Origin of the sequence: Streptomyces sp. NBC_00102 (assembly GCF_026343115.1) — a bacterium.
GTDB lineage: Bacteria > Actinomycetota > Actinomycetes > Streptomycetales > Streptomycetaceae > Streptomyces.
The window spans coordinates 520,845-546,328 of sequence record NZ_JAPEMC010000003.1 but is presented as its reverse complement, the minus strand read 5'-3'; the positions used below and the strand labels follow the sequence as shown (position 1 = coordinate 546,328).

General features: G+C 70.8%; 19 protein-coding genes and 1 pseudogene. 10 read left to right on the top strand and 10 right to left on the bottom strand.

Annotated elements, in window-relative coordinates:
• Positions 1-213: 213 nt before the first annotated feature.
• Together OHA55_RS32845 and OHA55_RS32840 are read left to right on the top strand one after the other, a co-directional pair.
• A pseudogene (locus OHA55_RS32845) lies at positions 214-456 on the top strand ((2Fe-2S) ferredoxin domain-containing protein); the annotation flags it as partial.
• Positions 457-608: 152 nt separating this feature from the next.
• Positions 609-2,465: a TerD family protein gene (locus OHA55_RS32840; protein WP_266713423.1), complete on the top strand. Its 1,857-nt coding sequence runs from the start codon at positions 609-611 to the stop codon at positions 2,463-2,465.
• A 411-nt stretch (positions 2,466-2,876) separates the two neighbouring features.
• Here the strand turns inward: OHA55_RS32840 and OHA55_RS32835 are convergent, their stop codons facing one another.
• Positions 2,877-3,089, bottom strand: coding sequence for a hypothetical protein (locus OHA55_RS32835; protein ID WP_266713421.1), 213 nt, complete (start codon positions 3,087-3,089; stop codon positions 2,877-2,879).
• Between the two features lie 265 nt (positions 3,090-3,354).
• Between OHA55_RS32835 and OHA55_RS32830 the strand changes: the two genes are divergently transcribed.
• Complete coding sequence (locus tag OHA55_RS32830) at positions 3,355-3,948, top strand: hypothetical protein (protein WP_266713419.1); 594 nt, start codon at positions 3,355-3,357, stop codon at positions 3,946-3,948.
• Between the two features lie 176 nt (positions 3,949-4,124).
• On the opposite strand, the gene OHA55_RS32825 is transcribed toward OHA55_RS32830, so the two are convergent.
• The 6 genes from OHA55_RS32825 to OHA55_RS32800 form a co-directional block, all read right to left on the bottom strand.
• Positions 4,125-5,021: a geranyl diphosphate 2-C-methyltransferase gene (locus tag OHA55_RS32825; RefSeq protein WP_266713417.1), complete on the bottom strand. Its 897-nt coding sequence runs from the start codon at positions 5,019-5,021 to the stop codon at positions 4,125-4,127.
• A gap of 15 nt (positions 5,022-5,036) precedes the next feature.
• Positions 5,037-6,440, bottom strand: coding sequence for a family 2 encapsulin nanocompartment cargo protein terpene cyclase (locus tag OHA55_RS32820; RefSeq protein ID WP_266713415.1), 1,404 nt, complete (start codon positions 6,438-6,440; stop codon positions 5,037-5,039).
• 177 nt (positions 6,441-6,617) lie between these two features.
• The gene (locus tag OHA55_RS32815) at positions 6,618-8,030 is read right to left on the bottom strand and encodes a family 2B encapsulin nanocompartment shell protein (RefSeq protein WP_266713414.1); all 1,413 of its coding nucleotides are present in this window, start codon (positions 8,028-8,030) and stop codon (positions 6,618-6,620) included.
• 394 nt (positions 8,031-8,424) lie between these two features.
• Positions 8,425-11,169, bottom strand: a complete 2,745-nt coding sequence (locus OHA55_RS32810) for a bifunctional YncE family protein/alkaline phosphatase family protein (RefSeq protein WP_266713413.1) — start codon at positions 11,167-11,169, stop codon at positions 8,425-8,427.
• A gap of 4 nt (positions 11,170-11,173) precedes the next feature.
• Complete coding sequence (locus OHA55_RS32805) at positions 11,174-12,547, bottom strand: ABC transporter permease (RefSeq protein WP_266713411.1); 1,374 nt, start codon at positions 12,545-12,547, stop codon at positions 11,174-11,176.
• Complete coding sequence (locus tag OHA55_RS32800; protein ID WP_266713409.1) at positions 12,544-13,485, bottom strand: ABC transporter ATP-binding protein; 942 nt, start codon at positions 13,483-13,485, stop codon at positions 12,544-12,546. Before OHA55_RS32800 ends, OHA55_RS32805 begins: the two co-directional genes overlap by 4 nt.
• 391 nt (positions 13,486-13,876) lie before the next feature.
• Between OHA55_RS32800 and OHA55_RS32795 the strand changes: the two genes are divergently transcribed.
• The 7 genes from OHA55_RS32795 (at position 13,877) to OHA55_RS32765 (ending at position 21,550) form a co-directional block, all read left to right on the top strand.
• The gene (locus tag OHA55_RS32795; RefSeq protein ID WP_266713407.1) at positions 13,877-15,343 is read left to right on the top strand and encodes an MFS transporter; all 1,467 of its coding nucleotides are present in this window, start codon (positions 13,877-13,879) and stop codon (positions 15,341-15,343) included.
• Between the two features lie 65 nt (positions 15,344-15,408).
• Complete coding sequence (locus OHA55_RS32790; RefSeq protein WP_266713405.1) at positions 15,409-16,107, top strand: hypothetical protein; 699 nt, start codon at positions 15,409-15,411, stop codon at positions 16,105-16,107.
• Between the two features lie 140 nt (positions 16,108-16,247).
• Positions 16,248-17,135: a helix-turn-helix domain-containing protein gene (locus tag OHA55_RS32785; protein WP_266713403.1), complete on the top strand. Its 888-nt coding sequence runs from the start codon at positions 16,248-16,250 to the stop codon at positions 17,133-17,135.
• Between the two features lie 78 nt (positions 17,136-17,213).
• The gene (locus tag OHA55_RS32780) at positions 17,214-18,725 is read left to right on the top strand and encodes a cryptochrome/photolyase family protein (RefSeq protein ID WP_266713401.1); all 1,512 of its coding nucleotides are present in this window, start codon (positions 17,214-17,216) and stop codon (positions 18,723-18,725) included.
• A 79-nt stretch (positions 18,726-18,804) separates the two neighbouring features.
• Positions 18,805-19,989 carry a spore photoproduct lyase family protein gene (locus tag OHA55_RS32775; RefSeq protein WP_266713399.1) on the top strand — a complete coding sequence of 395 codons (1,185 nt, stop codon included), beginning with the start codon at positions 18,805-18,807 and terminating at the stop codon, positions 19,987-19,989.
• Between the two features lie 207 nt (positions 19,990-20,196).
• Complete coding sequence (locus OHA55_RS32770) at positions 20,197-20,364, top strand: hypothetical protein (protein ID WP_266713397.1); 168 nt, start codon at positions 20,197-20,199, stop codon at positions 20,362-20,364.
• Between the two features lie 199 nt (positions 20,365-20,563).
• Positions 20,564-21,550 (top strand): hypothetical protein, encoded by a 987-nt coding sequence (locus OHA55_RS32765; protein WP_266713395.1) that lies wholly within the window; start codon positions 20,564-20,566, stop codon positions 21,548-21,550.
• Between the two features lie 157 nt (positions 21,551-21,707).
• Here the strand turns inward: OHA55_RS32765 and OHA55_RS32760 are convergent, their stop codons facing one another.
• From OHA55_RS32760 to OHA55_RS32750, 3 genes are read right to left on the bottom strand one after another with little or no spacing between them, the layout of a single operon-like run.
• Positions 21,708-23,159: a cellulose binding domain-containing protein gene (locus tag OHA55_RS32760; protein ID WP_266713393.1), complete on the bottom strand. Its 1,452-nt coding sequence runs from the start codon at positions 23,157-23,159 to the stop codon at positions 21,708-21,710.
• Positions 23,156-24,664, bottom strand: coding sequence for a beta-N-acetylhexosaminidase (locus OHA55_RS32755; protein WP_266713586.1), 1,509 nt, complete (start codon positions 24,662-24,664; stop codon positions 23,156-23,158). The genes OHA55_RS32760 and OHA55_RS32755 overlap by 4 nt, the downstream gene beginning before the upstream one ends.
• A gap of 14 nt (positions 24,665-24,678) precedes the next feature.
• Positions 24,679-25,428: a carbohydrate ABC transporter permease gene (locus tag OHA55_RS32750; RefSeq protein ID WP_266713584.1), complete on the bottom strand. Its 750-nt coding sequence runs from the start codon at positions 25,426-25,428 to the stop codon at positions 24,679-24,681.
• Positions 25,429-25,484 lie beyond the last annotated feature (56 nt).

Sequence of the window (25,484 nt, the reverse complement as noted above, 5' to 3'; positions counted from 1 at the left end):
GAACGGCCCGCAGGTCGCGGACGGCGCTGGCGGGCGGTGCGTGCGGACGGGCGGTGGGGAGTGTGCCGGCCTGGGCGCGGTTCGGGGGAGCAGTGCGACCGGCCCGGCGAAGTTGCCCCGTCGCCATGGCGAACGGCCGACACACGCCCTAGCGGCGGACGGGGCAGGCCCGTCACCTGCAACGGGGTCGGTCAGTGGCGCGGTGTCACGATGATCCGGCGGACCGACTGCCTCGACGCGTGCAAGCGTGCCAACGTCGTCGTCCAGCCCTCCGCCGAAGGGCGCGGGGACGGGGGCGTTCCGGTCTGGCTCGGCCAGGTAAACGACCCCGGAGCCGCCGCCGACATCACCGCATGGGTCGAGGACGGCGGCCCCGGCCTCGCCGAACCACCCGGCGTCCTGGACCTGTACACCTTCCAGCCGTCACGCCGGGCTTGCCACGAACTCGAAGGCTGAACCGCCTCGGTGGGAGCGGAGGCGGTGGGGCAGGTCCGGCGGGCAGGTACCCGTCCGGCACGGCGGAGCGTACGTGCGAAAATCCCCTCGGATCGATTCACGGCGGTGGCAAGGGTGTGCCGCCTGCCGTACCCGGGGGAGGGGAGCCTCGCATGGCTTTGATGTCGTCGAGTCCGAAGTGGCCCGCAGTGGCCGGCCATCGCGACGAGTGGGCGCTTGTGGACGTGGAAACGTCCGGACTGAGTGCCGCCAGGGACCGCGTACTCTCCCTGGCGATCCTCACGCTCGACGCGCACGGCCGGCAGACGGGAGAGTTCTTCACGCTCCTCGACCCGGGCTGTGATCCCGGCCCCGTGCACATTCACGGCCTCACCCCCGCCCGCCTCGCAGGTGCCCGCACCTTCGACCAAGTCGCCCACGAGGTGGATGATTTGCTCCGAGGGCGAGTGTTCGTCGCCCACAACGCGCAGTTCGACCACAACTTCCTGTCCCACGAGTTCGCCCGTGCCGGTGCCGAATTTCCGGCGGGCAGACGCCTGTGCACCCTGGCCCTCAACCGTCTGATCGGACCCCCGACGGCCGATCTCAAACTGGGAACGCTCGCCGCGCACTACGGCGTGCGCCAGCAACGGGCGCACGACGCGCAGGACGACGTACGGGTGCTCTCCGGAATTCTGCGCGGCTCGCTGGGCGCCGCCGAGCGACTGGGCCTGTCTCTGCCGCTCCTGGGCGGACCGACCCGTCAGGTGTTCAGGCCGCGCATCCCCAAGACCCCCTGCGCCTACCGGAATCCTGGCCGCCTTGAACGCGGACATCCCTTGGTCCAGGGCATGAAGGTGTCCATCAGCGGGGAGACCCGGGTCTCCCGTGAGGAACTGGTCGCCCGTTCGGTGGCAGCCGGACTGAACATGATGACTTCGGTCAGTGCCCAGACCAGCGCCCTCGTCACCAACGATGCCAACACCTCGTCGGACAAGCTGCGCCGAGCCGCCGCCGAGGGAGTCCTCCTCGTGGACGAGCCGACGTACCTGCGCCTGCTGGAGGACGTGCGTCCCGGACAGGCCAAGGGCGCCGCTCGCCCGGCCGGCACGGCCCGGAACTCCGGGGGGACGAGGGCGGTGGCACCGACATCCGGACCGAGCCTTCCCGCGCCACGCCCTCCCGAGGCGACGCCGGTCTCCCCGGCGCCCACGGCAGGGAGGGCCCGCCCCCTGGCCGGGCGCAGGGTCCTGGTCCTGGGCGGTACCCACGACGAGGCAGCCGCGGTACGCGGTCGCGCCGTCGCGCACGGGGCTTCCGCAGCGGTGAACCTCTCGGCCAGTGTGACCGATGTCGTGATGCTGCGCGGCGGCGAGGCCGACAAGCGGCGGAGTCGCATCGCCACCCTGGGCCTGCGCGTGCACGACGCCGAATGGATCATGGCCGACGAACCGGCCCTCACGTCCGCGAACCCACCGAGCGTGGCCGGGACTCTCCGGGACGGTGCGGAGGTCCTGGTCCGGGGGGCCGTCGTCGATCTGCCGGACACCGGCGCGCCGTGGACGGTGTCCGCGACATGGGGGCAGCACACCGCCTGTGACGTCGATGTCGTCGCGTTCGCACTCGACACCCACGAAAAGGTGCCGGGGGACGAGGACTTCGTCTTCCACGGGGCCCCGGAGCATCCGGACGGCACGGTTCGGCTCGCCGTGGACAGCCCGACGGGCCAGGCCGTCTCCGTCGAGCCGGAACGTCTGCCCCTGGAGATCCGCAGAGTCGTCATCGCCGCAGCCATCGACGGTGCCGCGACGTTCTCCGAGGTCGGGGCCATCGAGATCACGGCCACCTGCGGGGTCGGCTCGGCTCCGGCCGCCCGGGCCACTCTCGACGCCGCCACCACCGAACGCACCATGATCCTGGCCGAGATGTACCGCCGGGGCGACGGCTGGCGCCTGCGGGCCGTCGGGCAGGGATACGACCATGGCCTGGCCGAACTCGCCCGTGGCTACGGTGTCGACGTCGCCGGATGACGCGTACGGCTGCGGCTGAAGCGCCCGCACCGCCCACGAGGGGACGGGGCGGGCGCGGAGCTTCGGGGGGCATCGATCCCCGAAGACCGGTTGGCGCTGCCAGGAATTATCGAGGGCGGGAGGGGACGGCGGGAGGGGACGGTTCTTTCACGGACTGTCCCGGAGAGGTAATGGGCATGGCGGAAAGGGAAGCCGGGGATTCCGCGTTGTCCGACCGGGAATCAACGACAACGACGAGGGAGTTCGGGCAATCCTCCGAACCGCGATCCGGATTTCGCTCCCTGCTCATGGTCGGGAGGGGGCGAGCCGAAAGTCAGGGTGGCGACCCCCCGCTCCGGAGGGACACTACGGCGTGCGTCGTACGTGACCGTTCGTACACGAGGTGTGCCGAATCATGTCCTCGGTTCAGGGTCAGCCCTTGCGACTGCGCCGGACCCGGACGGCCGCGCTGAGCAGGGCGATTCCGCCGAGGACGAGCACCGCGCTGGCCAAGCCCTGATTCTCCGGAAAGGCGTTCACGATGAAGAAGCTCTCCTCCGGGTCCTTTCCGGTCATCCTCTGGACCACGGGTGCGATCCCTTGTAAAAGCATGAGTACGCCACCGATATCGAGAATCCAGAGCATCGATTCAGTTCCTCTTCCCCGTGCGGCGACCGTTGGTCTATCGTTCCCGCGTGCATCGTAACGGCGTTCCGGGTTCTTCGGAGCGCCTTCTTTGCGAATGCCGGCCGACATGCGGCCCCTTGACGATTCGAGAGGGAAGTGGCTTGGACGTGCTCAAGGTGCTCCACCCGACAATCGGAGCCGGAAACGGAGCCGGAAGCCGAGCCAGGAACGGAGCTGGAAGCCGAGCCGGAAGGGGAGTCATGACCGGAGCTGGGACCGCCTCATGAACGCCTACGCCCCCTTCGTCCCGCACGCCCTGGCGAGCGACGGGCTGGTGATCGGGGCGATCGTCGTCTGCGAGATCGCCTTCTGGGCCTTCCTGGCGCTGGGGCTTCTCGCCCGGTACGCCCTGCGCGCCCGGCGTCTCGGCGCGGTGCTGCTGCTCTGCGTACCGCTCACCGACCTCGCGCTCGTCGCCTTCTCCGTCGCGGACCTGCGTTCCGGGGGCACGGCCGGCGCCACGCACGGTCTGGCCGCCGTCTACCTCGGGGTCTCGATCGGCTTCGGCCCCGAGATCGTGCGCCGAGCCGACGCCTGGTCGGCCCACCGGGCCGGCAGCGGCCCGGCTCCCGCGAAGCCGCCGGAGTCCGGGCCCGAACGGACCCGGTACGAATGGCGGTTGTGGCGGCGTTGCGTCACCGCGTGCGCGGTGGCTGCCGCGCTCACGCTCCTGATGTCGGTCGTCGCGGCCCCGGGCGCCCGGGCTTCAGGACTCTGGAACCTCGTCGCGCAGTTCGCCCTCGTCACCGTCGTCTGGCTGGCCGTGGGCCCGTTGCGGTACCGGCACCGCGCGATCCGGGACAGGAAGCGGGTCTGAAGGCCGTCCCGGACGGAGCGGAGACGATTCTGCTGACGGGCACCCCGAGGGAGGGCCCGTCCGACGAACGGGCCCTCCCGGTCAGCGGAGGCGGAAGCGGAATGCCGAGCGGAATGCCGAGCGGAATCCCCGACGGAGCTCCGGGCGGAACTCCCGATGGACTCGCGGGCGGAAGGTCAGACGCGGTCCGCCGCGATCAACAGGTACTGGAAGGACCCGTCCTTGTACGAGTTGATGAACGCGTCCTCGATCCCCGTGACCAGCGAGGACGTGGCCCGCAGCTCCCAGTAGGGCAGCGTGTCGGGGGTGAGGTCGACGACGGCCGTGGGCACGAGACGGTTGTCGGCCATGGCGCGCAGGTACTCCCGGCGCGAGTGGATGTTGCACTCGAAGTGCGCGTTGATCTGCGAGACCCACTTCGAGGGCTGGCCGTACCGCGGGTTCCAGCAGCCGGTGATGGTCACGTAGCGACCGCCGACCTTCAGGAACCGTGAGTGCTCGGCGAAGAGGTCCTCGAGGTCGACGTACATGCTCGACTCGTTGTTCCAGGAGCCCGCGACCGAACCGGTCTCGAAGGGGGTGGCGAGCATGTTGCAGACGCGGGAGCGGACGTGGTCCTGGATGCCCAGCTCCGCGGCACGGCCGTTGGCGAATTCGGCCTGCTTGGCGGAGAGCGTGACACCCTCGACCGTACAGCCGAAGCGCTGGTGCGCCATCACCATCGAGCCGCCCCGGCCGCAGCCCGCGTCCACCAGGGTGTCGTCCCGCCCGATGTCTCCGAGGTGCCCCAGCAGGTACTCGGCCTGGGCCGACTCCAGCCGGTGGAGTTCGGCGATCAGCTTCTTCTCGCTCTCGCTGTCCTCGGGGCCGCCGAGTGCCGCGTGGTCCACGTCGCCGATGCCGTAGTGGTGGTGGTACAGGCCGTCGACATCGCCGAGGCGCAGGTTCACGGGCCTGGCCTCCCCGTCCCAGTAGCGGGCGATGTCCCCCTGGTAGGGGGACGCCGGGCCGGCCGACGCCGGGCGCGGGATGCGCAGCGAGGAGGGGGTGGCCGTGAGTTCGGTGTGCGTCACTGAAAAATCCGTTCTTTACCAGAAATCGGGCAGTCGGTAGCGGAAGGTGTTGGTCCGGTGCCAGTAGTGGTTGCCGTCGACCCATGCGGCCACGCCCCGCAGGAAGCGCTGCACATGGGGGGAGGGACACGCCTCGGTCAGGGCGGCGGCCTCCGACTCGAAGTCGTGCATGAGGTCGTTGTGGACCTCGACGGACTTCAGGTAGGCGTCCCGTTCCGAGAGGCCCTCGCGTTCGGCGATCACCACCGGCAGGTTCAAGTGGTGGCCGGGGGAGTCGAGTTCCTTGGTGTAGGAGTACAGGTCGTTCACGATGGTCGTCGCGTTCCCGGCGAGGGCGATGACCTTCTGCATGGCGGCTTGTGCGTGCAGGTCCGCCGGCAGTTCGTAGCCGCCGACGGTGTCGGTGATGGTCGGGCAGGGGCGGAAGTTGTTGAACTGGCGCATCGCCAGGTACTCCCACACCTCCGGTACGTGGTCCAGCTGCGCCCAGGCCGCCTCGGCGAGGTACCCCAGGTGCAGCCGCGCCATGTCGTGCCGGAGCCGGTCCGCCTGGGAGGCGCTGGCCGCCCGGACGAAGTACTCCATGGCGGAGTGGTACGCCCGCCGGGGCGCGTCGGCCTGGAGCGAGGCGGCCCACGAAGGCTGGTACTCGGCGGTCGTGTACAGGGGATCGAGGGCGGTGTGCGCCAGCAGAAGACGCTCCCCGAGGCCGTCGGGCGATCCCCCGTGGTCCTCGCAATAGCAGTCGTCCACCGCGTTCTCGGCCACCATCAGCCGGGTGGCGAGCATGAGGTGGTCGACGGTGGGTGCGTCCGGATGGCAGGCCACCATGTAGCGGCCGACGGAGAAGCCGTCGAACTCCTTCTCCCAGTCGTCGGGGAAGAGGCTGACCTCGTCCACGGCCCAGGCCTTGATCCGCCTGCTGACCTCCTCGACCCGCTCCGGATCAGGCTCGGGCACCGGGTGGTAGTAGAGGCCCGGTACGGGCGTACCCTCCGCCGTGTCCACCGCCCCCGCCACCGCCACCGCCACCGCCGCCGCCGCCGACACCGGCAGCGGCACCGGTGGAAGCGGAGTCGTCGGCAGTGAAACAACCGCCGGTACCGGCGGCTCCTCCCGCAGGAACAGGCGGAGGCCCGCGGTGCCCAGGCCGTTGGGACCGCGCAGAAGGCGCTCCAGAACGGCGTCCCGCTCGGAGACCGCGACCGGCTCGGGCGGCGAGGCACCGGGTGCATCGGCTGCAGCGGGTACAGCCGGAACAACAGGTGATACTGGTAGGGAGATCGCGCCGGGTGCACCCCCGGTGGCGGCCGGGGCATCGTGGTCGCCGGCTGCGGCGGAGGCGAGCACGTGCGCCCCGAAGTGGGCGGCGGCCTCCGGCAGGCTCGACCGGGGCGGAGGCAGCTCGGGCGCTGGCATCCATGGCTCCTTGGGGTGGAATGGGGGGCGGCTGTCCGAAAACCCTCCGGGGCACGCGCGACCGCCCCGGGGCTCCGGGGGACGTCTCGACGGGCCGCCCCGTCGGGGCAGGACCTCGGGGCGAGGTCCGGCGGATCACAGCCAGGGGCGACCGACCCCGACCCGCCGGAACACCGCCTACCTGGGCCAGTGGGCGATCTGTACGTTCTCCAGCACGCCGACCGCGTCCGGCACGAGGATGGCGGCGGAGTAGTAGGTGCTCACGAGGTAGGACGTGATCGCCTTCTCGTCGAGGCCCATGAAGCGGACCGACAGGCCCGGTTCGTACTCGTCCGGCAGACCGGTCTGGTGCAGACCGACGACGCCCTGGTTCGCCTCGCCGGTACGCATGCAGAGGATCGAGCTGGTCTTCTCCGGTGTGACCGGAATCTTGTTGCAGGGGAGGATCGGGACCCCGCGCCAGGCCGGCACCTGCTGACCGCCGAGGTCGACGTGGTCCGGATAGATCCCGCGCGCGTTGAACCCGCGTCCGATCGCCGCGATCGTCCGGGGGTGCGCCAGGAAGAACTTGGAACCCCGGCGCCGGCAGAGCAGTTCGTCCAGGTCGTCGGGGGTGGGCGGGCCCGAGTGCGGCTGCAGGCGCTGCTTGAAGTCGGCGTTGTGGAGCAGGCCGAACTCCCGGTTGTTGATGAGCTCGTGCTCCTGGCGCTCCCTCAACGCCTCGATGGTGAGCCTGAGCTGCTCCTTGGTCTGGTTCATCGGTCCGTTGTAGAGGTCGGCGACCCTCGTGTGGACCTTCAGAATGGTCTGTGCGACGGAGAGTTCGTACTCGCGAGGCTTCAACTCGTAGTCCACGAAGGCGCCGGGCAGTTCCTGCTCACCGACGTGACCGGCGGACATCGCGATCTCCGCCTCGCCGCGATGGTTCTGCTGCCGGCCGGAGAGCGACGAGAACTCCTCCACGTGGGAACGGAGTTCGGGAGCATTGGAGAGTACGGCCGCGAAGTCGGCGCGCGACAGGGTCAGCAGTGTGCCCGAGGTCTCGGCGGTCGCGGTCTGCTCCCACCGGGCGTCCTCGTCCAGCAGAGCGTTCTCCCCGAACCGGTCGCCGTCGGCGAGCACGTCCAGAGCGACCTCGTCGCCGTACGTACCCACGCTGGTCTGGCTGATGCGGCCGTGGGCCACCAGATGGATCCGGTCCGCCGGCGCTCCGCGCTCGACCAGCGTCTCGCCGGCACGGAAGTCGCGCTGCACGCACCGGTCGGCGAGCGCGGTCAGCACCTCGACGTCGTCGAAGCCGCGCAGCAGTGCCAGTTCACCGAGTTCGCGTGGGATCACCCGGACGTCGGCGCCCTCCTGGACGAACTCGATGGTCCCGTCGCCGACGGTGTAGGACAGACGACGGTTCACCCGGTACGCGCCACCCTGGGTCTCCACCCAGGGCAGCATGCGCAGCAGCCAGCGGGAGGTGATCTCCTGCATCTGCGGGGCGGACTTGGCCGTATGGGCGAGGTTGCGGGCAGCCGCCGTGCTCAGGCTGGACTGCTTGGGCAGCGCCAGCTGCTCGTCCGGGCTCGACTCAACAGTCATCGTGCAGGCTCTCCGTGGTCAGGGCGGCGACGCGGGCATACGGACGTCACCGGGCAACAGGAGGGAAAAGGGGCAGGTGAACGGAAACCCGTCCAGACGCAGAGGACACTAACGGCCGCTGCCTCTCCCGGACCAAGGGAAGCCGCCGACATTAACTCGATACGATGATCGCGGGCCGCAGGATGTTTGACGGGCGCAGAGCGGTTTTGTCCCCCGCGAGCCGTGACGCGACCGCCGCACACGCACGGCGAGGCCGCAGCCTCGTGGCTGCGGCCTCGCTGTTCCCGCCTATCCGGCTTTCGCCGGGGGAGTCCCGTCCTGTTCGGTCCGGGAAGGCGCGGGGCACACCCGCCAGGCGCCTCGATCCGGCCCGATGCGAAGAGAAGGCCCTATGTCACCCGTCGGACTCTGCCGAGGGAATGTAGGCACCGGGCACGTTCTCGGGGGCGAAGATCTTCTTCTCGCCCGGGTACGGCTGCTTCCAGTTGTGCGTCTGGTACCAGGTGAAGTGGTTCATCTGCGCGGGGTTGGCGTAGTCGGGCACGGCGTTGGGGCCGGTCAGGTGCTGCTTGGACTTCCAGGTGTCCCACTGCGACGCGAGCGGTTCCATGTCCGCGGGCACCTTCGCGACCGGTACGGCCGCCGCGGCGGGGTCCTGGGGCGCCGGTGTGTCGAGGCCGCAGGAGGGCGCGGTCTTCAGTCCGTCGGTCAGCGAGGTCCGGTTGGCGAGCGCGTCGAACGGCCGGAAGTCCGGCTTCGCGGTGAACGCGCCGGTCATCGGGGTGGCGGCGCTGTCCTTCTGGTTCATCGGGTGGATCCCGAGGATCTGCTCGATGGTGCGGACGACCGTGATCTGCGAGTAGTAGTGGCTGTCGACGGTGGAGCGCTGGGCGTAGGGGCTGATGATCTGGATGGGGGCGCGGTGGCCGTCGACGTGGTCGAGGCCCGCCTGGGAGTCGTCCTCGACGACGAAGATCGCCGAGTCCTTCCAGTACTTGCTGTGCGAGATCTCGTCGACGATCCTGCCGACCGCGAGGTCGTTGTCGGCGACCTGTGCGGCCGCGTTCGCCGGGCCGCCGGTGTGGTCGCTGGAGAGCCAGAACATGTTCAGGTTCGCCGGGCCGTTCTTCTCGAAGTCCTGCTTCCAGATCCCGTAGCGGTAGACGTCCGGGACGCTGGTGTCGAACTTCGGGAAGCCGTGGACCGACACGTCGTTCAGTGACGGGATCGGCGAGGACGAGACCATGGAGTAGGCGGTGTCCTGACCGGTCGCCTCCATGTTCCTGCTGTCGCAGTACAGGTTCTGCCAGCTGGCGTCGGCCGGCTTGGTGAGGAACTGCTGGAACTCGCCGAAGTCCCGTACGGACTTGCCGGCCGCCTGGGCGCCGGTCCAGAGGAAGCCCGTCCGCTGGTGGCCGAGGGCGTCGTCCTCGGTGTCGTAACTGCGCAGGTACTCGCCGGCCGAGGACTCCGTGTACTCGGGGTTGTCGGCCTGCATCAGCCAGTTGTGGCCCTCGGCGGAGTTCGTGCCGATGTCGTAGGTGTTGTCGTACAGGCCGAACTCCGAGGCCAGCGCGTGCTGGTTCGGTGTCACGTTCTCACCGAACTGCGTCAGCGACGGGTCGCCGTTGCCCTCGGGGATGTCGCCGAACACCTGGTCGTAGGTCCGGTTCTCCTTGACGATCATGAAGACGTGCTTGATCGTCGAGGGATCGCCGAGCCGCGTGGGCACCGGCACCGGCTTCGCCTTGCTCTTGTTCTTGGCCACCTCGACCGCGCCCTCGGTCCAGCCGTTCTGCTGGAAGACCTTGGCCGTCTCGGACTTGATGGTCCTGTCGCTGGGCAGCGTGAACCGCGTCAGGCTCGACGTCGTGTCGTGGGTGGCGTGCCCGGCGGCGGTGGTGGTGCGGCGGGCGTCGATCCCGCGGGTGTGGGAGACGACCACCTCGTGGCCGACGGTGGCTATCTCCGACGGGAAGTAGTCCGTCGGGAGCAGGCCGACATAACTCACCGGCTCCTGCGGGCTCGTGTAGCGGTAGACGGCCACCGCGTTGGCCCGGCCGAGCGTCACCAACAGGTGCCCGTCGCCGGTGAGTGTCACCGCGTCGGGCTCGTACCCCACCGATGCCTCGGGCCACGGACGGGTGGCGATGGTCTGGACGACCTTGTCGTCGGAGGTTTTGATGACCGACACGTCGTTGGTGGCGGTGTTGGTGACGAACACCGCCCCGCCCTTCGCGAACAGCGCGGTCGGGTGCAGCCCGACCTCGATGCTCCGGACGGCGGCCGCCGGCTTGCGCAGGTCGATGACGCTGACCGTGCCGGTGGTGGTGGCACCGGTGGCCGGGTCGGCCGGTACCTGGGTGCCGTACGAGTTGATCGTGGTCTCGCCGGCCCTGGCGGTGCGCCCGCCCTCGTTGCTGACGTAGAGCTTGCCGGCGGCCTCGACCAGGTCGCGCGGTGCGTTGCCCACCGCCCAGCTCTGCTCGACGGCCCCGGTCGTCGCGTCGATGGCGACCACCCTGTTCTGCCCGTTGACCGCGGAGTACACGGTGGAGCCGTCGGCCGCGAACACCGCTTCGCCCACCAGCGCGTGCTTGGCGCCGTCCGCCGCGATCGGGACCGACGTCGGGTTGGTGACGGTGCCGTCGGGGTTCACGTCGAAGCGTGTGTAGCCGTCGGTCTGGCCCAGCCACAGTTGCTTGCCGTCGGGTGAGTACGTCGGGCCCTCCTGGCCCACGGCGGTGCTGTCGATGCGCGGAGTGGAGGACGCGGCGTTTCCGACGAGCTGCTGGACCTTCCAGCTCTTCAGGTCCACGATCGACAGCGCCGCCCCGCCGTCGGTGACCGAGGCCGCGAGGTGCGTGCCGTCCGGGCTCACCGAGGACGACATGATCTTGCCGCTCTCGAGGACGAGGCGGTCTCCGTACGGGGCGAGGTACTGGTCGCTGGAGATGACCTGGCCCCGATGGGTGGTCTGGCCCACCTGCTCGGTGCCGAACTGCCGCGTCGTCGCGTACGCGGTGCCGGCGACGGCGACCGCGAGGACGGTGATGCCCGCCGTCAGGGGTATCCGGCCGACGCGTTTGCCGAGCAGGCCGGAACGGCCCTTCTCGACGCGCCTGCGTGTTACCTGCATGGAGCTATCCCTTCGTCGTTCCGAGCAGTTCGACATTGCCGTCGAACTGCCAGAGGGGGTTCGGGGTGTCCCCGTTCGGGGACCGCACCAGGAAGTAGCCGTTCACTTCCTTGGGCCCGTCGCCGTCGGCCATGTACCGCCCGTCCGGAGTGACGTCGAGCTGGTAGACGGCCGTCCCGGTGGCCTCTACGTCCGGGAGGTGCCAGGAGACGACGCAACGCCAGTCGTTGCCCGCGCCCTGAGCGCCGTCCCCGACGGCACCCTTGGTGCACGCCGCCGTCGCCCTCAACCGCGCCTCCGTGACGTCGGGACGGTGGAGTTCCTGCGTCTGCAGCCGGTACAGGTGGGCGAACGAGGTGGCCACCGAGCGCTGCACCTTGTCCTGCTCGATCCCGGAACCGCCGGCCGGGGTCGCCACGGCGACGACCCCGACCGTCACCGCGAGCAGTCCGGCGAGCGGCAGGACCCCGGCGGTGAAGGCTCGGCGGGACGAGCCGTCGTCCGTCGGGTTGGTGAAGTCGCGCCGCAGGAAATGCAGGTAAGCCAGAGCGGTCGCCACCACCGCCCAGACGAGGCTGACCGCCATCCCGACGAGCAGCGGACCGAGCTGTGCCGGTCCGGTGAACAGGCCGTTCCAGGCGATGAAGGCGTACCCGGGCAGCGCCAGGCGCACGGCGACGGGAAGCGGCATCATCTGGGCGAGCTGCATGGCGAGTGCGACGAGCGCGGGCAGCAGCAGGCCCATCGGTGAGCGCCCCAAGGTGACGGAGCCCAGCAGCCCGACGGCGGCGAGAGCCAGCGTCGGCGCGAGGACACAGACCCAGGCGAGCAGCACTCTGGCCGCGGCGTCCCCCGGCGTCAGCAGGTGACCGTCGAGACCGGCCAAGGGCTGGTTACCGACGGCCAGGAGCCCACCCGCCACGCTGGAGACGACCAGTCCGGCCACCAGGATCAGGATGACGGTCAGGCTGGCCAGCGCCTTCGCCGCGAAGATCCGCCGGGGCGACCGGACCGCCACCAGCAGGTGGCGCCAGGTGCCCAGCCGGTCCTCCGACGCGAACACGTCCCCCGCGACGAGCGAGGTCAGCAGCGGGAGGGCCCAGATACCGGCGAAGCCGAGCACCACCAGCGGCCCGGCCCACCCGGTGGCGTGCATCCAGCGGCCGAACAGGGTGTCGACGGGCAGCGAGCTCTGCTGACTCACCGCGGCGACGAAGAGAGCCGGTGCGACCCAGCAGGCGAGGATCACCAGGCGGATACGCCACTGGGAGAGGAGCTTGACCGCTTCGAAGCGGTAGCAGCGTGCCACCGAGACGGGGCGGGCGCCGGGAGCGCCGGCCTCGGAGGCGAGGGGCGCGGGGATGAGGGTCGCGGTCATCGGGAGGTCTCCTGCGGCTCGGTGAGTGCGAGGAACGCCGCTTCGAGCGGCGACACGACGGGGGCGAGTTCCCGCAGGGCGATGCCCTGCTCGACGAGCCGCACCACCAGGTCGTCCAGGGCGGGTACCAGCGCTCGTACCAGGAGCACTCCGTCGTCGGGCCGCTTCGCGGTGTCTTCGTCGACCTCGATCCCGGCCGTGTCCGCGGCGACGCGGAGGGCCGCCTCCGGGGCCGACGTACGCACCCGGTAGGAGAGCTCACGGTTCTCGGAGGCCAGCTCGCCCAGCGGCCCGGAGAAGACGACCTGGCCGCCCGCGAGAATGGTCACCGCCGAGCAGAGCGCTTCGAGGTCGTCCATGCGGTGGCTCGACAGCACGACGCTGGTCCCTCCCGCCGCGAGCCGGCCCAGCACACCGTGCACCTGTCTCTTTCCGGCCGGGTCGAGGCCGTTGGAGGGCTCGTCGAGCACGAGGAGCCGGGGGCGGACGAGCAGCGCAGCGGCGAGACCGAGCCTCTGGCGCATGCCTAGGGAGAATCCGCGGGTGCGGTCGTCGGCGACATCGGTGAGCCCGACCTGGTCGAGCGCCTCGTCCACCGCTGAGGTCCGTGCGCCGCCGCCGCGCAGAGCGGTCAGCGCGGTGAGGTTCTGCCGTGCGGTGAGCGAGGGGTAGAGGCCCGGACCGTCCACGAATCCGGCGACGCCCTCCGGTGCGGAGAGCGCCCGCCCGACCTGCGTACCCAGGATGTCGAGCCGGCCGCTGTCGGCGACGGCCAGACCCAGCAGAAGGCCGAGCAGAGTCGTCTTGCCGGCACCGTTCGGTCCGACCAGGCCGTGGATCTGTCCCTGCGGTACCTCCAGATCGACGCCGTCCAGTGCGATGACGTCTCCGAAGCGCTTGGTGATCCCGCGAGCCATGATGGCGGGGAGAGTGTCCATGAGTACCTTCCTCGAACGATCATCAAAAACTGTAGGGCTGATACACGAACCCTTCAGGGGCAGGGAGTTGAACGGACCGGGAACGGAACGCGGCCGTCCGCGACCGCTCCGGTGGCTTCCCTCCGTCCGTGGCGAAAGCGCCGACGGCACCGGAGGCGGACACCGCGCGCTCCTTCGGCCGGGGGAGGGCCCGGCTTCCCCCGGTGTCCCGCCTCTCCTGCTCTCCGGGCGGCCGGGCGTTCCCCGGCTGCGGAGCCACGGCCCTTACCCGTCGGGTAATTGACCCTCTCTGCGGGTCGTCGACACGCTGTGCGAACCGCTCGGCCCCGCGTCCACCCGGACGCGTACGCCGACGGGACCTCCCCTCGTGAACGATCAGGAGTCCGACCCGATGACCACCGAGACCGACCGCGGCGCCCCGACACTTCCGCCGCCCGCCCTGCCGCCCGGGGAAAAGGGCGTTCCGCACCGGCTGATCCTGCCGGTCGTGCTGGCCGGCGTCTTCATCACCACCCTCGACTTCTTCATCGTCAACGTCGCGATCCCCTCGCTGCGGACCGACATCGGAGCGAGCTCCGCCGCCGTCGAATGGGTGGTCGCGGGGTTCGGGCTCGCGTACGGCGTCGGGCTGATCACCGGGGGGCGCCTCGGCGACCTCTACGGGCGGCGCAGGATGTTCCTGCTGGGCCTGGCCCTGTTCACTGTCGCCTCGCTCCTGTGCGGCATCGCCCGGACCGGGGACTTCCTGGTCTTCTCCCGGGTCCTCCAGGGGCTGGCCGCGGCCCTGCTCGCCCCCCAGGTCCTGGCGCTGCTGAGTACCGTCTTCACCGGGGCGGCCCGGGGCAAGGTGTTCGTCGGCTACGGCCTGGCCATGGGACTGGCGGCCGTTTTCGGCCAGTTGATCGGCGGTCTGCTGATCGAGGCCGACATCGCCGGCTGGGGCTGGCGCTCCTGCTTCCTGGTCAACGTGCCGCTCTGCTCACTCATCATCGGTCTGACCCTGAAGGTGGTACCCGAGGCCCGGGCGGAGGGCCGGCCGAAGCTCGACCTCGCGGGCGTCGCCCTCATCACCCTCGCCCTGGTCGCCCTCGTGCTGCCGCTGGTGGAAGGCAGGGATCAGGGCTGGCCCGCGTGGACCTGGGTGTCCTTCGGCGCGTTCGCCGTGCTGCTCGCCGTGTTCGTGGCCGTGGAGCGGACGATCGCCGCGCGCGGCGGATCGCCGCTGGTGAACATGGAATTGTTCGGTGACCGCGCCTTCGTCGTCGGTCTCGCCCTTCAGTTGGTCTTCTGGACGGGCCAGGCGTCGTTCTTCCTCGTACTCGCCCTGTACCTTCAGGACGGCCGTGGCCTGACCGCCCTGGAGGCGGGCCTGCTCTTCGCCGCGATCGGCGCCGGGTACCTCCACACGTCGATGAACGCCTCGAAGTACGCCGCCCGTCTCGGCCGTCAGGTGCTCGCCGTGGGGGCCCTGCTCATGCTCGCCGGCCTGGTCGTCATCGGCCTCACCGCCGACCGGCTCGGTACGGACGGCAGCACCGCGTGGCTCGTCCCAGGACTTGTGGTCGACGGCGCCGGCATGGGCCTGGCGGTCGCACCCCTGGCCTCCACGGTGCTGGCCCGGGTCGGCCCGCAGTACGCCGGGGCCGCCTCCGGCGTACTGACCACCGGCCTGCAGATCGGCAACGCGATCGGCGTGGCGGCGATCGGCGTCGTCTTCTTCGGAGCCCTCGGCGAGAACCCCGCGGCGGCGTCCTATCCGCACGCCTTCACCCGGGGAATCGTCTTCCTGGTGGCGGTCGCCGCCACACTGGCCCTGCTGGTGCAGGCCCTGCCGCGCACGAACGCCCCTGCCGAGTGATCCCCACCGACCTCCCGGAGCGGCGGCCTGCCGTGACCCCGGGGCCGACCGGAAGAGAACCCCACATGAGCGCGCACGCGACTCCGGAACGCTACATCGCCCTCTGGAACGAGCCCGACCCCGCAGTCCGGCGAGCCGCGGTGGCCGCCCTGTGGCGGCCCGACGGACTGCATCTCACCGCGACCCGGCGCTTTCGGGGCACCGAGGAACTGGTGGCCCGCGTCACCGAGGCGTACGACCAGTTCGTCGGCGGCCGGGCACTTCGATTCAGGCCCGGCGGCGAACTGATGCGGAACCACGGCGCGCTGGCGTTCGACTGGGTGATGACGCCCGAGGACCGGAAGGACGAGGTGCTCGCAGTCGGCTTCGACGTGGTGCTGCTGGACCGTGACGGCCGGATCGCCGCCGACTACCAGTTCAACGAGCCCCCGGAGGCATCGGAAGCACTCGACGGGCAGGCGGAGCGCCACCTGACGCTGACGGACGCGGCCCGGCTCTACCTGCCGGACGCCCGCCTCGTCGACTGCGACGGAGTGCACGAAGGCCCGCACGCCATCACCGCCGCACTCGTGGACGGCGGCGCGCGGCTCCTGGCGGGCAGCGCCTCCGCGCAGCACGACGCCCTCCGCTACCGGTGGCGCGAGGACAGCGCCGACGCGAGGGCCGACCAGGGAGCGGAGGGCGTGGACTTCCTGCTCCGCGACGGTACGGGACAGGTCAGGGAGCACCACCGCTTCACCCGGACGAGGCGGTACGCGGGGTGACCTCCGGCCCCGCGCCCCGTCCGGGCCCCGCTGCCCGGACCCGGGCCGGCCGCGGCCCCTCCACGGACGGCCCGTTCCGTCATCTCCCGCGATCCGTAACGCGGTTGTCTCCCGACCCCGCGCTGATGCAGGGTGGGGGGATGACCGAGGCGCACGACCAGCGGCAGCCGCACCGACCGGTGGGCGCACTCGTGCGCCGGTGGCGGGAACGCCGGGGCTACAGCCAGCTCGCGCTGGCCGTCCGGGCCGACATCTCCGCCCGCCACCTCAGCTTCCTGGAGACCGGCCGGTCGAGCCCCAGCCGCGACATGGTGCTGCGCCTGGGCCGGCACCTGGAGCTGGCGCCGCGCGAGAGGAACCAGCTCCTGCTGGCCGCCGGGTACGCCCCCGTCCGCACCGACTCACCGTTGGACGCGGCCGGCATGCGCCCCGTACGTGACGCGCTCCGGCAGATAGTCACCGGACACGAACCGCTGCCCGCCCTCGTCGTCGACCACGACTGGAACATCGTGCTCAGCAACAGCGGCTTCGCGCTTTTCGCCGAGGACGCGGCCCCCGAACTGCTGAGCCCACCCGTCAACGCGCTGCGACTCGCGCTGCACCCCCGGGGCATGCGGCCGCGCATCCTGAACTTCCCCGAATGGCGCGACCAGTTGCTGCTGCGCCTGGAGCGGCGGGTCGAGCTGACCGCCGAACCGGGGCTGACCGGGCTGCTGCGGGAGCTGCGGGGCTACCCGGCGGCAGGCGAACCGGACCGGCCGTCCCGCGCCGGGGGCACCGACCTCACCCTGCCGCTGCGGTTGCGGTACCGGGGCGCCGAACTCGCGCTGATCTGCACCATCGCCACCTTCGGCATGCCGCTCGACGCGACCGTCGCGGAGCTGGCCGTCGAGGCGTTCCTGCCTGCGGACGCCGCCACCGCCCAGGAGCTCAGCCGCCTCAACGCCGCCGACCCGGCCGGTCGTCCCGACCGGACCGCCGTTTTCGCGTCGGCACCGGAGTCTCCGGGCGACGTACCCGGCGTGTGAGGGACACCGCCCGGACCGGCGTGCGCTTTGATCGACGGACGAAGGCAGGCAGAACGGACCGTCGATGGAGCGCTCGGCATGACTGACGAAGAACACGCGACCGCCCACTGGCTGTTCGGCGATCAGCTCGGTCCCCACTTCACCGACCCGGCGCACGGCGGACCCTCCCGGGACGCGCCGCTGGTGATGATCGAGGCCAGGAGCGTCTTCCGCCGCAGACGGTTCCACCGCGCCAAGGCCCACCTGATCCTTTCGGCGATGCGCCACCGGGCCGCCGAGCTCGGTGACCGGGTGCGGTACGTCAAGGCGGACACCTACCGCGAAGGGCTGCGCCGGGCCGTCGGCGACGGCCCGGTGACCGTGCACCACCCCACCTCCCACGCCGCCCGGGCCTTCGTGGACGCCCTGCCCGCGGTCCGGGTGCTGCCGGCGCGCGGATTTCTCGTGGCGCACGACGAGTTCAGGAAGTGGGCGGACGGCCTCGGTACCAAGCACCTCCGTCAGGAGGACTTCTACCGCTGGGTCCGCCGGACGCACGATCTGCTGATGGAGGGCGACCAGCCTGCCGGCGGCCGGTGGAACCTGGACCACGACAACCGGGAACCTCCACCGCGCGGCGCGACCGGGCTGGGCGTCCCTGCGCCCTACCGGCCCCGGGAGAGCGACATCGACGCCGAGGTACGCGCCGACCTGGACCGCTGGGCACGCGAAGGGAAGGCCGGGTTCGTCGGCGAGGACGGACCCCGCAGATTCCCGGCCACCCGCCGCGAAGCCCTCGCGGCGCTCCGCCGCTTCACCGAGTACCGGCTCGCCACCTTCGGCGCGTACGAGGACGCGATCCTCGCCGAGGACCCGACGATGAGCCACAGCCTGCTCTCCTCCTCGCTCAACCTCGGACTGCTCGACCCCGCGGAGTGCGTCGAACGGGCGGAGGCGCGCTGGCGGTCCGGCGACGCGCCGCTCAACAGCGCCGAGGGGTTCGTGCGGCAGATCGCGGGCTGGCGCGAGTTCGTCTGGCACGTCTACTGGTACTTCGGCCCCGAGTACCGGGAGAGCAACGCCCTGCGCCACCGGGGCCGACTGCCCGACTGGTTCACGGAGTTGTCCTCGGAGGGAACCGACGCGCACTGCGTCGGCCACGTCCTGGACCAGGTCAGGGAGACCGGCTGGACCCACCACATCCCGCGCCTGATGATCCTGGGCAGCCTCGCCCTGCAACGGGGCTGGGACCCCCGCGCCGTCACCGACTGGTTCCACCGCGGCTTCGTGGACGGCTACGACTGGGTCATGGTCCCGAACGTGGTGGGCATGTCGCAGTACGCGGACGGGGGCCGCATGACCACCAAGCCGTACACCTCCGGCGGCGCCTACATCGACCGGATGAGCGACCTCTGCGGACCCTGCCGCTACAAGCCCTCCGTACGGGTGGGCGAGGACGCCTGCCCCTTCACCGCCGGGTACTGGAGCCTGCTGCACCGCCACCGCGACCGGTTCGAGCACAACGCGCGGATGAGCCGGGCCGTCCGGGGCCTGGACCGGCTCACCGACCTCGACGAACTGCTGGAGCAGGAACGCCACCGCCGGGACTGAGCGCCCCGGCACCGCGCCCGACGGCCCGAGGGCCTTTCGTTCGGACTCCGGGCCACCCGCACACGCGAAGGAGAAGCACGTGGACCAGCAGCCCGGGCGGCCCATCGGTGAAGACCCGGGAGAACCCGAGCAGCAGGCGCTCTTCGGGTGGCCGGACGCCTCCCCGGACCCCGCCTCACCGCGGGCGTTCCGGGACAGCCCGCAGGCGCGCAGGATGCTCGACGTCCGGGAGGTCTACGCCGAGCGGGCGGCCCTCGACTCCCCGCGCGGGCAGCAGATCATGGCCCGGCTGCCGGGTGTGCGCGTCACCGAGGTCGACAGTCACTGGCGCATCCCCTCGCTCCACGGCAACGACGGCAATGTCGCCCGGTGGGTACGTGTGAAGACGGAGACGCTGGTCCTCGGCGTCAAGCACACCCTCGCCACGCGTCCCAACGGCAGGTCGGCCGACTGGATCGCCCCGGGCCCCTCCAACGGCTGCGCGATGGCCTGCGTCTACTGCTACGTCCCCCGGCGCAAGGGCTTCGCCAACCCGATCACCCTGTTCACCAACATCGAGGCGATCGTGGCCCACGTCCGGCGCCACGTACGTGCCCAGGGCCCCAAGACGGAACCCAACCAGTGCGACCCGAGCGCGTGGGTCTACGACATCGGGGAGAACGGCGACTGTTCCGTGGACGCCTTGATCTGCGACAACACCGCCGACCTGATCGCCGCGTTCCGCGGCATGCCGACCGCCAAGGCGTCCTTCGCGACCAAGTTCGTCAACCCCGACCTGCTCGCCCTCGACCCCCGGGGCCGTACGAGGGTCCGCTTCTCCGTCATGCCGGCCGCGGACGCCAGGCTCCTGGACATCCGTACCAGCCCGGTCGCGACACGGATCGCGGCCGCCGCCGACTTCCTCGACGCGGGGTACGAGGTCCACTTCAACCTCTCACCCGTGGTCCTGCGCCCCGGATGGCAGCGGGACTGGGCCGAGTTGCTCACCCACCTCGACGACGTACTGCCCGCCCGCGTGAAGGAGCAGGCGGCGGCCGAGATCATCATGCTGACCCACAACCGGTCCCTCCACGAGGTCAACCTCGGCTGGCACCCCCGGGCCGAGGAGGTGCTGTGGCAGCCCGCGGCCCAGGAGTCCAAGCGTTCGCAGAACGGCGCCCTCAACGTCCGCTACTCCCGGGAGATCAAAGAGCAGTCCCTGGCGCGTCTCCAGGGGCTGCTGGAGGACCACGCGCCGTGGCTGCGCGTCCGGTACGCCTTCTGAAGCCGGTACGGGAAAGATGCCTGCGAAGCCGGACCGGAGGACCGCGAGGGCAGTCTCAGGGGCAGGTGGAGGGTCCGTGTGTGCACTGATCGGTAATCCGATTCGCTCTACTCGGAGTAACAAGATCATCATCTGATCTGCGCGGTCCCGCTCACGCGGTCCGGCGCCGCGTCATCCCCCGAAGTACCCACCCCCCCAGGAGTCACCATGCTGTCGACCCCCGACCAGAACCGGGCCTTCTTCGACGAGACGGACGACCCGTACGAGGCACACCGGCGCACCTGCCGCCAGTGCGCGGCGGACGCGGTGCCGTGTCAGGTGGCCAAGCATCTGCGACGCGCCCAGAACAACGCCCGGCGCGCCGCGCGTTCCTGATCCGGCAGCGGCAGGCTCCACGCGCGGCGGCGCACGGTCCCGAGAGCGCCGCCGCGCTCTCGGGAGGGCCGCGCGGTGGGGTTCGGACGGTCATGCCCGGAATGCGCTTTGTCGCGGCCCGTCGGGGTAATGGAGAGTGTGGTGAGCGTGACGATCTGTTGAGGTGCCCGGCGGGCCCGGCAGCTCGGGGGGAGGCGGCATGGCACGTCCTCAGTCCGAGAAGCTCGTAGCGGGAGAGTCCAACCGGGAGCCACGCGACGAGCGGAGGCGCTCGCAGTACAAGGAGCCTCCCCGGGTGGATCTCAGTCCCGAGGTACCGGCCCCGGTCCGGCTGCCGAGGAGTACCGACCCGACGTACCGGACCTTCCTGCCGCCCCCTCCGGGAAAGCGGCCTCCGACGATGGCCGAGGCGACGGTCAAGTCGCTCGGCATGCTGGCCTCGTTCGCCTGGAAGACGTACAAGGACCAGCCGGTCAGGGACGAGGAGAAGCGGCGCAACCAGGTCATCCAGGCCGAGGCGGATGCCATTTTGGCGTCGGTTCCGCTGCTTCGCACGACTTTCGACGGCTACCTCTCCGCCGTGGCGGACTACTGCCTGGTTTCCCCACCGGGGCAACGTTCCGCTTGGGACGCCCAAAGGCTGTTCGACCAGAGTCCGCTGTGGGCGCCGACGATCCGCGAAGTCAAGCAGGTGCACCAGGACCTCGCGGCCCTCGACGGCCTGCCGCCGAGCGTCGAAGCCTGCCGGCAGGTCCGCGCCAAGGCCCAGCTGCTCTGCGACCGTACGCACACGCTGCTCAAGGACGACTACCGCCACCTTCCCGTCCCGCCCGAGATCAAGGCCGGTACCCGGAGGGAAGCAGACGCGGCCTTGCGGGAGTACGCGTTCTACCTCATGTACCTCGCGGAGTTCGAGGGGATCAAGCCGAAGGTCGGCGCCTTCACGACCGTCACCCGGCCGGCTGCGTTCGAGAGGATACGTGTCGCCGCGGCCCACTCGGCGCCGGAAACGGCCGACACCATCCGGAACTGCGCGACGGAGGTGCGGACCCTGAAGGAATTCGTCGCCGCCAGGACGAAGGGCCCTGCCCCGGCCGAAGTCGTCGAAGCAGGAAGGGCGTTGGAGCAGCATCTGCTGCTCCTGGACGTCCGGAAACGGCAACGCTACTTCGGCCGGTTCTGGTGACAGGAGCGCCGTCCGGCCCCCGGGCCGCCCCCCGGGCCGCGCCGGGACCGCCCGCCTGCCGCGCAGGGACCTCCCGACCGCCCGACGGAACGCACCCGGGGGACGGACGCGCCCGCGCGAGCGGCGTCCGTCCCCCGGGCCGGGAACGTGCGGGCGATCAGCTCGCCGGCACGGTGTCCTCGAAGGTCTTGCCCGCCGCCCGGTAGGCGGCGATCTCCGCGGTGACCTGGGCCGGGCTCAGCACCTGGTCCTTGACGTGCAGCACCCAGTCGACCTTCTGGTCGTAGGCGCGCGGGGTGGTGCTGGTCTGGCCGGCGAGGTCGATCAGCCACTGGTTGAAGTTGATGGACATCGGCCGCTCCGGCAGGTAGCGGGAGTCGTGGCGGCCGAACTCCTGGCCGTCGATGTAGTAGACGATGGACGAGTTGTCGATGGTGAGGACGAGGTCGTGCCAGCCCGCGTAGCTGATCCGTGATTCGGAGTGCTGGTTGACCGCCTCCCACGGGTCGGGGCGGTAGGTCTCCCAGGACGTGGTGTAGAGGATGTTCGAGGGCTCGCCCCAGCCGCCGTTGGGCAGGTACTCGAAGTCGTACTCGGCGTAGTCGTCGGCCATCGGGGCCTTGAGGTCGTTGATCGTGAAGAACGTGCTGACGAGGTGGTCCCCGTCGGGGCCGGACTTCGGCGCGTCGGCGAACCGGACCCGCGCCGCGTAGGTGCCGTTCCGGAACTTCGTCGCCTTGGTGAGCACCTCGGTCTGCTTGGTGCTCTCCGCGGTACCGGCGGTGGAGGTCTCCAGGTTCATGATCGAGTTGGTCCCCTCCTTGGCGAAGGTGACGTTCTCGGCCGGCCAGCTCGCGCCGGGCACCCCGGGGCCGCCCGAGTTGGAGCGTACGTTCCAGCCGTGGGCTCCGATCGAAGGGTCGCTGTACGAGGTGTAGTTGAAGTCGTCGAAGAGCCGGGGCCCGGCGGCCGGCGGGTCGGTCGGATCGGTCGGGTCCGTGGGATCGGTCGGGCCGTTGCCGGCGGGTGCCGTGCCCCAGACCTGGGTACCGCCGACGGTCGCGGTGACCTTGGACCAGTTCGCGTACGAGGTCTGCCCGGAACCGAAGGAGTAGTCGTCGGCCTGGTTCAGCGGCTGCCAGTTGGAGCGGTAGAACCGCAACTGCATGTCGCCGGTGTCCGCGCCCGGGGCGAGCGAGCCGGCGCCGGCGGTGAAGCCGATCTCCAGGTACCGGTCCGCGGTGCTGGTGGGGTTGGCCAGGGTGCCGAAGGTGCCCGTGATGTTCGCGCACCCCTTGACCGCCCAGGAACAGGCGTAGGTGTACGAGGCTCCGGAGTCGGCCTTGAAGTAGTAGCGGATCTTGACCTGGGCGAGGGAGACGGAGGTGCTGCCGGTGTTGACGGCCTTGAACCAGGGTTCCGCCTGGTCGGATCCGGCGGAGCTCTGCCGGTACTGCACCGTCAGGGCCTCGCCGGCGGCGGTGGCGGGTGCGGCCGCCAGGGTGGCGCAACCGAGGCCGGCCAGCGCGGCGGCGGCCAGTGCGACCCGGACGCGGGAGACGCCGCGGCGGGGGGTGCGTGCTCTCTTGTTCGTGGCTGTGCTCGTCACCTGGTGTTCCTCTCGGGATGGTGGAGCGTGGAGGGGCGGCTCGGCACTCCCAGAGCGTCGAGCCGGGTTCTGTGGTGGTCCAGCCGGGTGCGGAATCCGTCCCAGTCGCGACCGCCGGACCAGGCGGTGTCGGCCAGGGCGCACAGCCGGGGGAAGACGAGGTACTCGGCGTGCGCCGCGGTGGGTACGTACTCGGTCCACAACTGCGCCTGGGTGCCCAGTACTCGCGCGGACTCCGCCGCGTCCCAGTGGTCGGGCGCGGGATCGGTGGCGTAGACGGTGGGCAGGTCCACGGAGAAGCCGGGCTGGCCCGGCGGCTCCTGCGGGTGGGCCGACTGCGGGTAGTCGAGGTAGGTGGAGCGGTGCGGGGCCATGATGACCGGATGGCCGTTGCGGGCCGCCGCGAGCCCGTGCTCCTGGTCGCGCCAGGCCAGTACGGCGAACGACTCCGGCAGGTCGTCCCCCGACTCGGTCCAGCCCAGCGGGCGCCTGCCGTGCTCGGTCAGGTACGCCCCGACCTGCTCCATCAGCCAGCCCCGCAGCGCCTCGGGACCGGCCAGCCCCTCGTCGGCGACGCGCCGCAGCGCCGTGGGCGAGGAGTGCCACTCGTCGGTCGGGCACTCGTCGCCGCCGACGTGGACGTACTCCGAGGGGAAGACCTCCATGACCTCGCCGAGCACGGTCCGGCAGAAGTCGAGCGCCTCGTCGTGGACGCCGAGAACGGTGTCGCACACGCCGTGGTGGTCCCAGACCTCCAGTTGCCGGTCGGGGAAGTTGCCGAGGTGCGGGTAGGCGGCGAGGGCGGCACGGACATGGCCGGGCATCTCGATCTCGGGCACGACGGTCACCCCGCGGTCGGCGGCGTAGGCGACCAGCTCCGTCAGCTCCCGGCGGGTGTACGCGCCCCCGTGCCGCACCCCGCCGACCTCGGTGAGCCGGGGGTAGGCGGCGACCGGCATCCGCCATCCCTGGTCGTCGGTGAGGTGCAGGTGCAGCACGTTGAGCTTGTGCAGGGCCAGCAGGTCCGTGAAGCGCCGCAGGAACGAGACCGGCTGGAAGTGGCGGGCCACGTCGAGCATCGCCCCGCGCCAGGCGAACCGCGGCACGTCCGTCGTCTCCACGCAGGGGATCGACCACGCCGTGCCGTGCACCGGGCCGGCGGAGAGGACGGAGGGCGGCAGGAGCTGGCGCAGGGTCTGGATGCCGTGCAGCAGCCCCTCCGGACGGGCCGCCCGCAGCAGCACGGCGTCCTCACTCACGGTCAGTCCGTAGCCCTGGGTGCCGAGGCCGGTGAGACCGGGGTCGAGCGCGAGGACCACCCGGCCGTCGTCCGCCAGGGGCAGCGGCAGCCCGGTCGCCGGGGCGAGCAGGGTGCGCAGCAGCAGGGCGGCGGGCTCGGTGCCCGGGGTCGCGCGGATCGCGGTGCCGGCGTCGAAGGTGAACCGGCCCCGTCGGAGGTGGAGCCGTAAGGGTCCCGGTACGAGGCCGAGGCCGGTGGGGGGCATGGACACGGTTTCTCCTATCCCTTGACCGCGCCACCGGTCATACCGGTGGCGACCCGTCGCTGGAGAACGAGGAAGAGTACGAGGACGGGCAGCGCGAACAGGGTGGAGGCGGCCATGGTGGCGCCCCAGTCGGTGCCGAAGACGTTCGAGAACGAGGAGAGCCAGACGGGCAGGGTGCGGTCGTCCTGGTCCTTGATGATCAGCATGTTGGCGAAGGCGAACTCGTTCCAGGCGGTGATGAACCCGAAGAGGGAGGTGGCGAGCAGCCCCGGCGCCAGCAGCGGGAAGGTGACCCGCCGGAAGGCGCCGGCCCGGGTGCACCCGTCCACCTGGGCGGCCTCCTCCAGCTCGGCGGGGATCGCGGAGAGGAAGCTGCGCAGGGTCACGATGGTGAACGGCAGCGTGATCATGAAGTAGACGAGGGTGAGGGTCGTGAGCCGGTCGAGCATGTCGGTGTCGCGGGCGATGACGTACATCGGGATCAGCAGCGCTTCCCAGGGGGCGACCTGGGCGACGAACACCATGAGGACGAAGCCCCGCCGCCCCTTCCACCGCAGCCTGGCCACCGCGAAGGCCGCACCGAGGGCGACGACGAGCGCCAGCAGCACACAGCCGACCGTGACGAGGAGGCTGTTGCGCCAGAACGACCAGAAGCCGTCGGCCGTCACCGCGTCGGAGAAGTGCTCCAGCGTGAGCGAGGTCGGCAGGAACACCGGAGTCTCGGACTGGATCTGTGACGTCGGCTTGAACGCGGTGAGGATCATCCAGTAGACGGGGAAGACGCTCAACGCGAAGACGGCCAGCGCCCCGGCGTTCAGAG

Excerpts from the sequence above, each read along its gene's own strand:
- OHA55_RS32785 (WP_266713403.1), top strand. The coding sequence starts at position 16,248 with ATGACCGAGGCGCACGACCAGCGGCAGCCGCACCGACCGGTGGGCGCA.
- OHA55_RS32780 (WP_266713401.1), top strand. The coding sequence starts at position 17,214 with ATGACTGACGAAGAACACGCGACCGCCCACTGGCTGTTCGGCGATCAG.
- OHA55_RS32835 (WP_266713421.1), bottom strand. The coding sequence starts at position 3,089 with ATGCTCTGGATTCTCGATATCGGTGGCGTACTCATGCTTTTACAAGGG.
- OHA55_RS32770 (WP_266713397.1), top strand. The coding sequence starts at position 20,197 with ATGCTGTCGACCCCCGACCAGAACCGGGCCTTCTTCGACGAGACGGAC.
- OHA55_RS32755 (WP_266713586.1), bottom strand. The coding sequence starts at position 24,664 with ATGCCCCCCACCGGCCTCGGCCTCGTACCGGGACCCTTACGGCTCCAC.
- OHA55_RS32790 (WP_266713405.1), top strand. The coding sequence starts at position 15,409 with ATGAGCGCGCACGCGACTCCGGAACGCTACATCGCCCTCTGGAACGAG.
- OHA55_RS32805 (WP_266713411.1), bottom strand. The coding sequence starts at position 12,547 with ATGACCGCGACCCTCATCCCCGCGCCCCTCGCCTCCGAGGCCGGCGCT.
- OHA55_RS32815 (WP_266713414.1), bottom strand. The coding sequence starts at position 8,030 with ATGACTGTTGAGTCGAGCCCGGACGAGCAGCTGGCGCTGCCCAAGCAG.
- OHA55_RS32800 (WP_266713409.1), bottom strand. The coding sequence starts at position 13,485 with ATGGACACTCTCCCCGCCATCATGGCTCGCGGGATCACCAAGCGCTTC.
- OHA55_RS32810 (WP_266713413.1), bottom strand. The coding sequence starts at position 11,169 with ATGCAGGTAACACGCAGGCGCGTCGAGAAGGGCCGTTCCGGCCTGCTC.
- OHA55_RS32765 (WP_266713395.1), top strand. The coding sequence starts at position 20,564 with ATGGCACGTCCTCAGTCCGAGAAGCTCGTAGCGGGAGAGTCCAACCGG.
- OHA55_RS32840 (WP_266713423.1), top strand. The coding sequence starts at position 609 with ATGGCTTTGATGTCGTCGAGTCCGAAGTGGCCCGCAGTGGCCGGCCAT.
- OHA55_RS32820 (WP_266713415.1), bottom strand. The coding sequence starts at position 6,440 with ATGCCAGCGCCCGAGCTGCCTCCGCCCCGGTCGAGCCTGCCGGAGGCC.
- OHA55_RS32795 (WP_266713407.1), top strand. The coding sequence starts at position 13,877 with ATGACCACCGAGACCGACCGCGGCGCCCCGACACTTCCGCCGCCCGCC.
- OHA55_RS32830 (WP_266713419.1), top strand. The coding sequence starts at position 3,355 with ATGAACGCCTACGCCCCCTTCGTCCCGCACGCCCTGGCGAGCGACGGG.
- OHA55_RS32750 (WP_266713584.1), bottom strand. The coding sequence starts at position 25,428 with ATGATCCTCACCGCGTTCAAGCCGACGTCACAGATCCAGTCCGAGACT.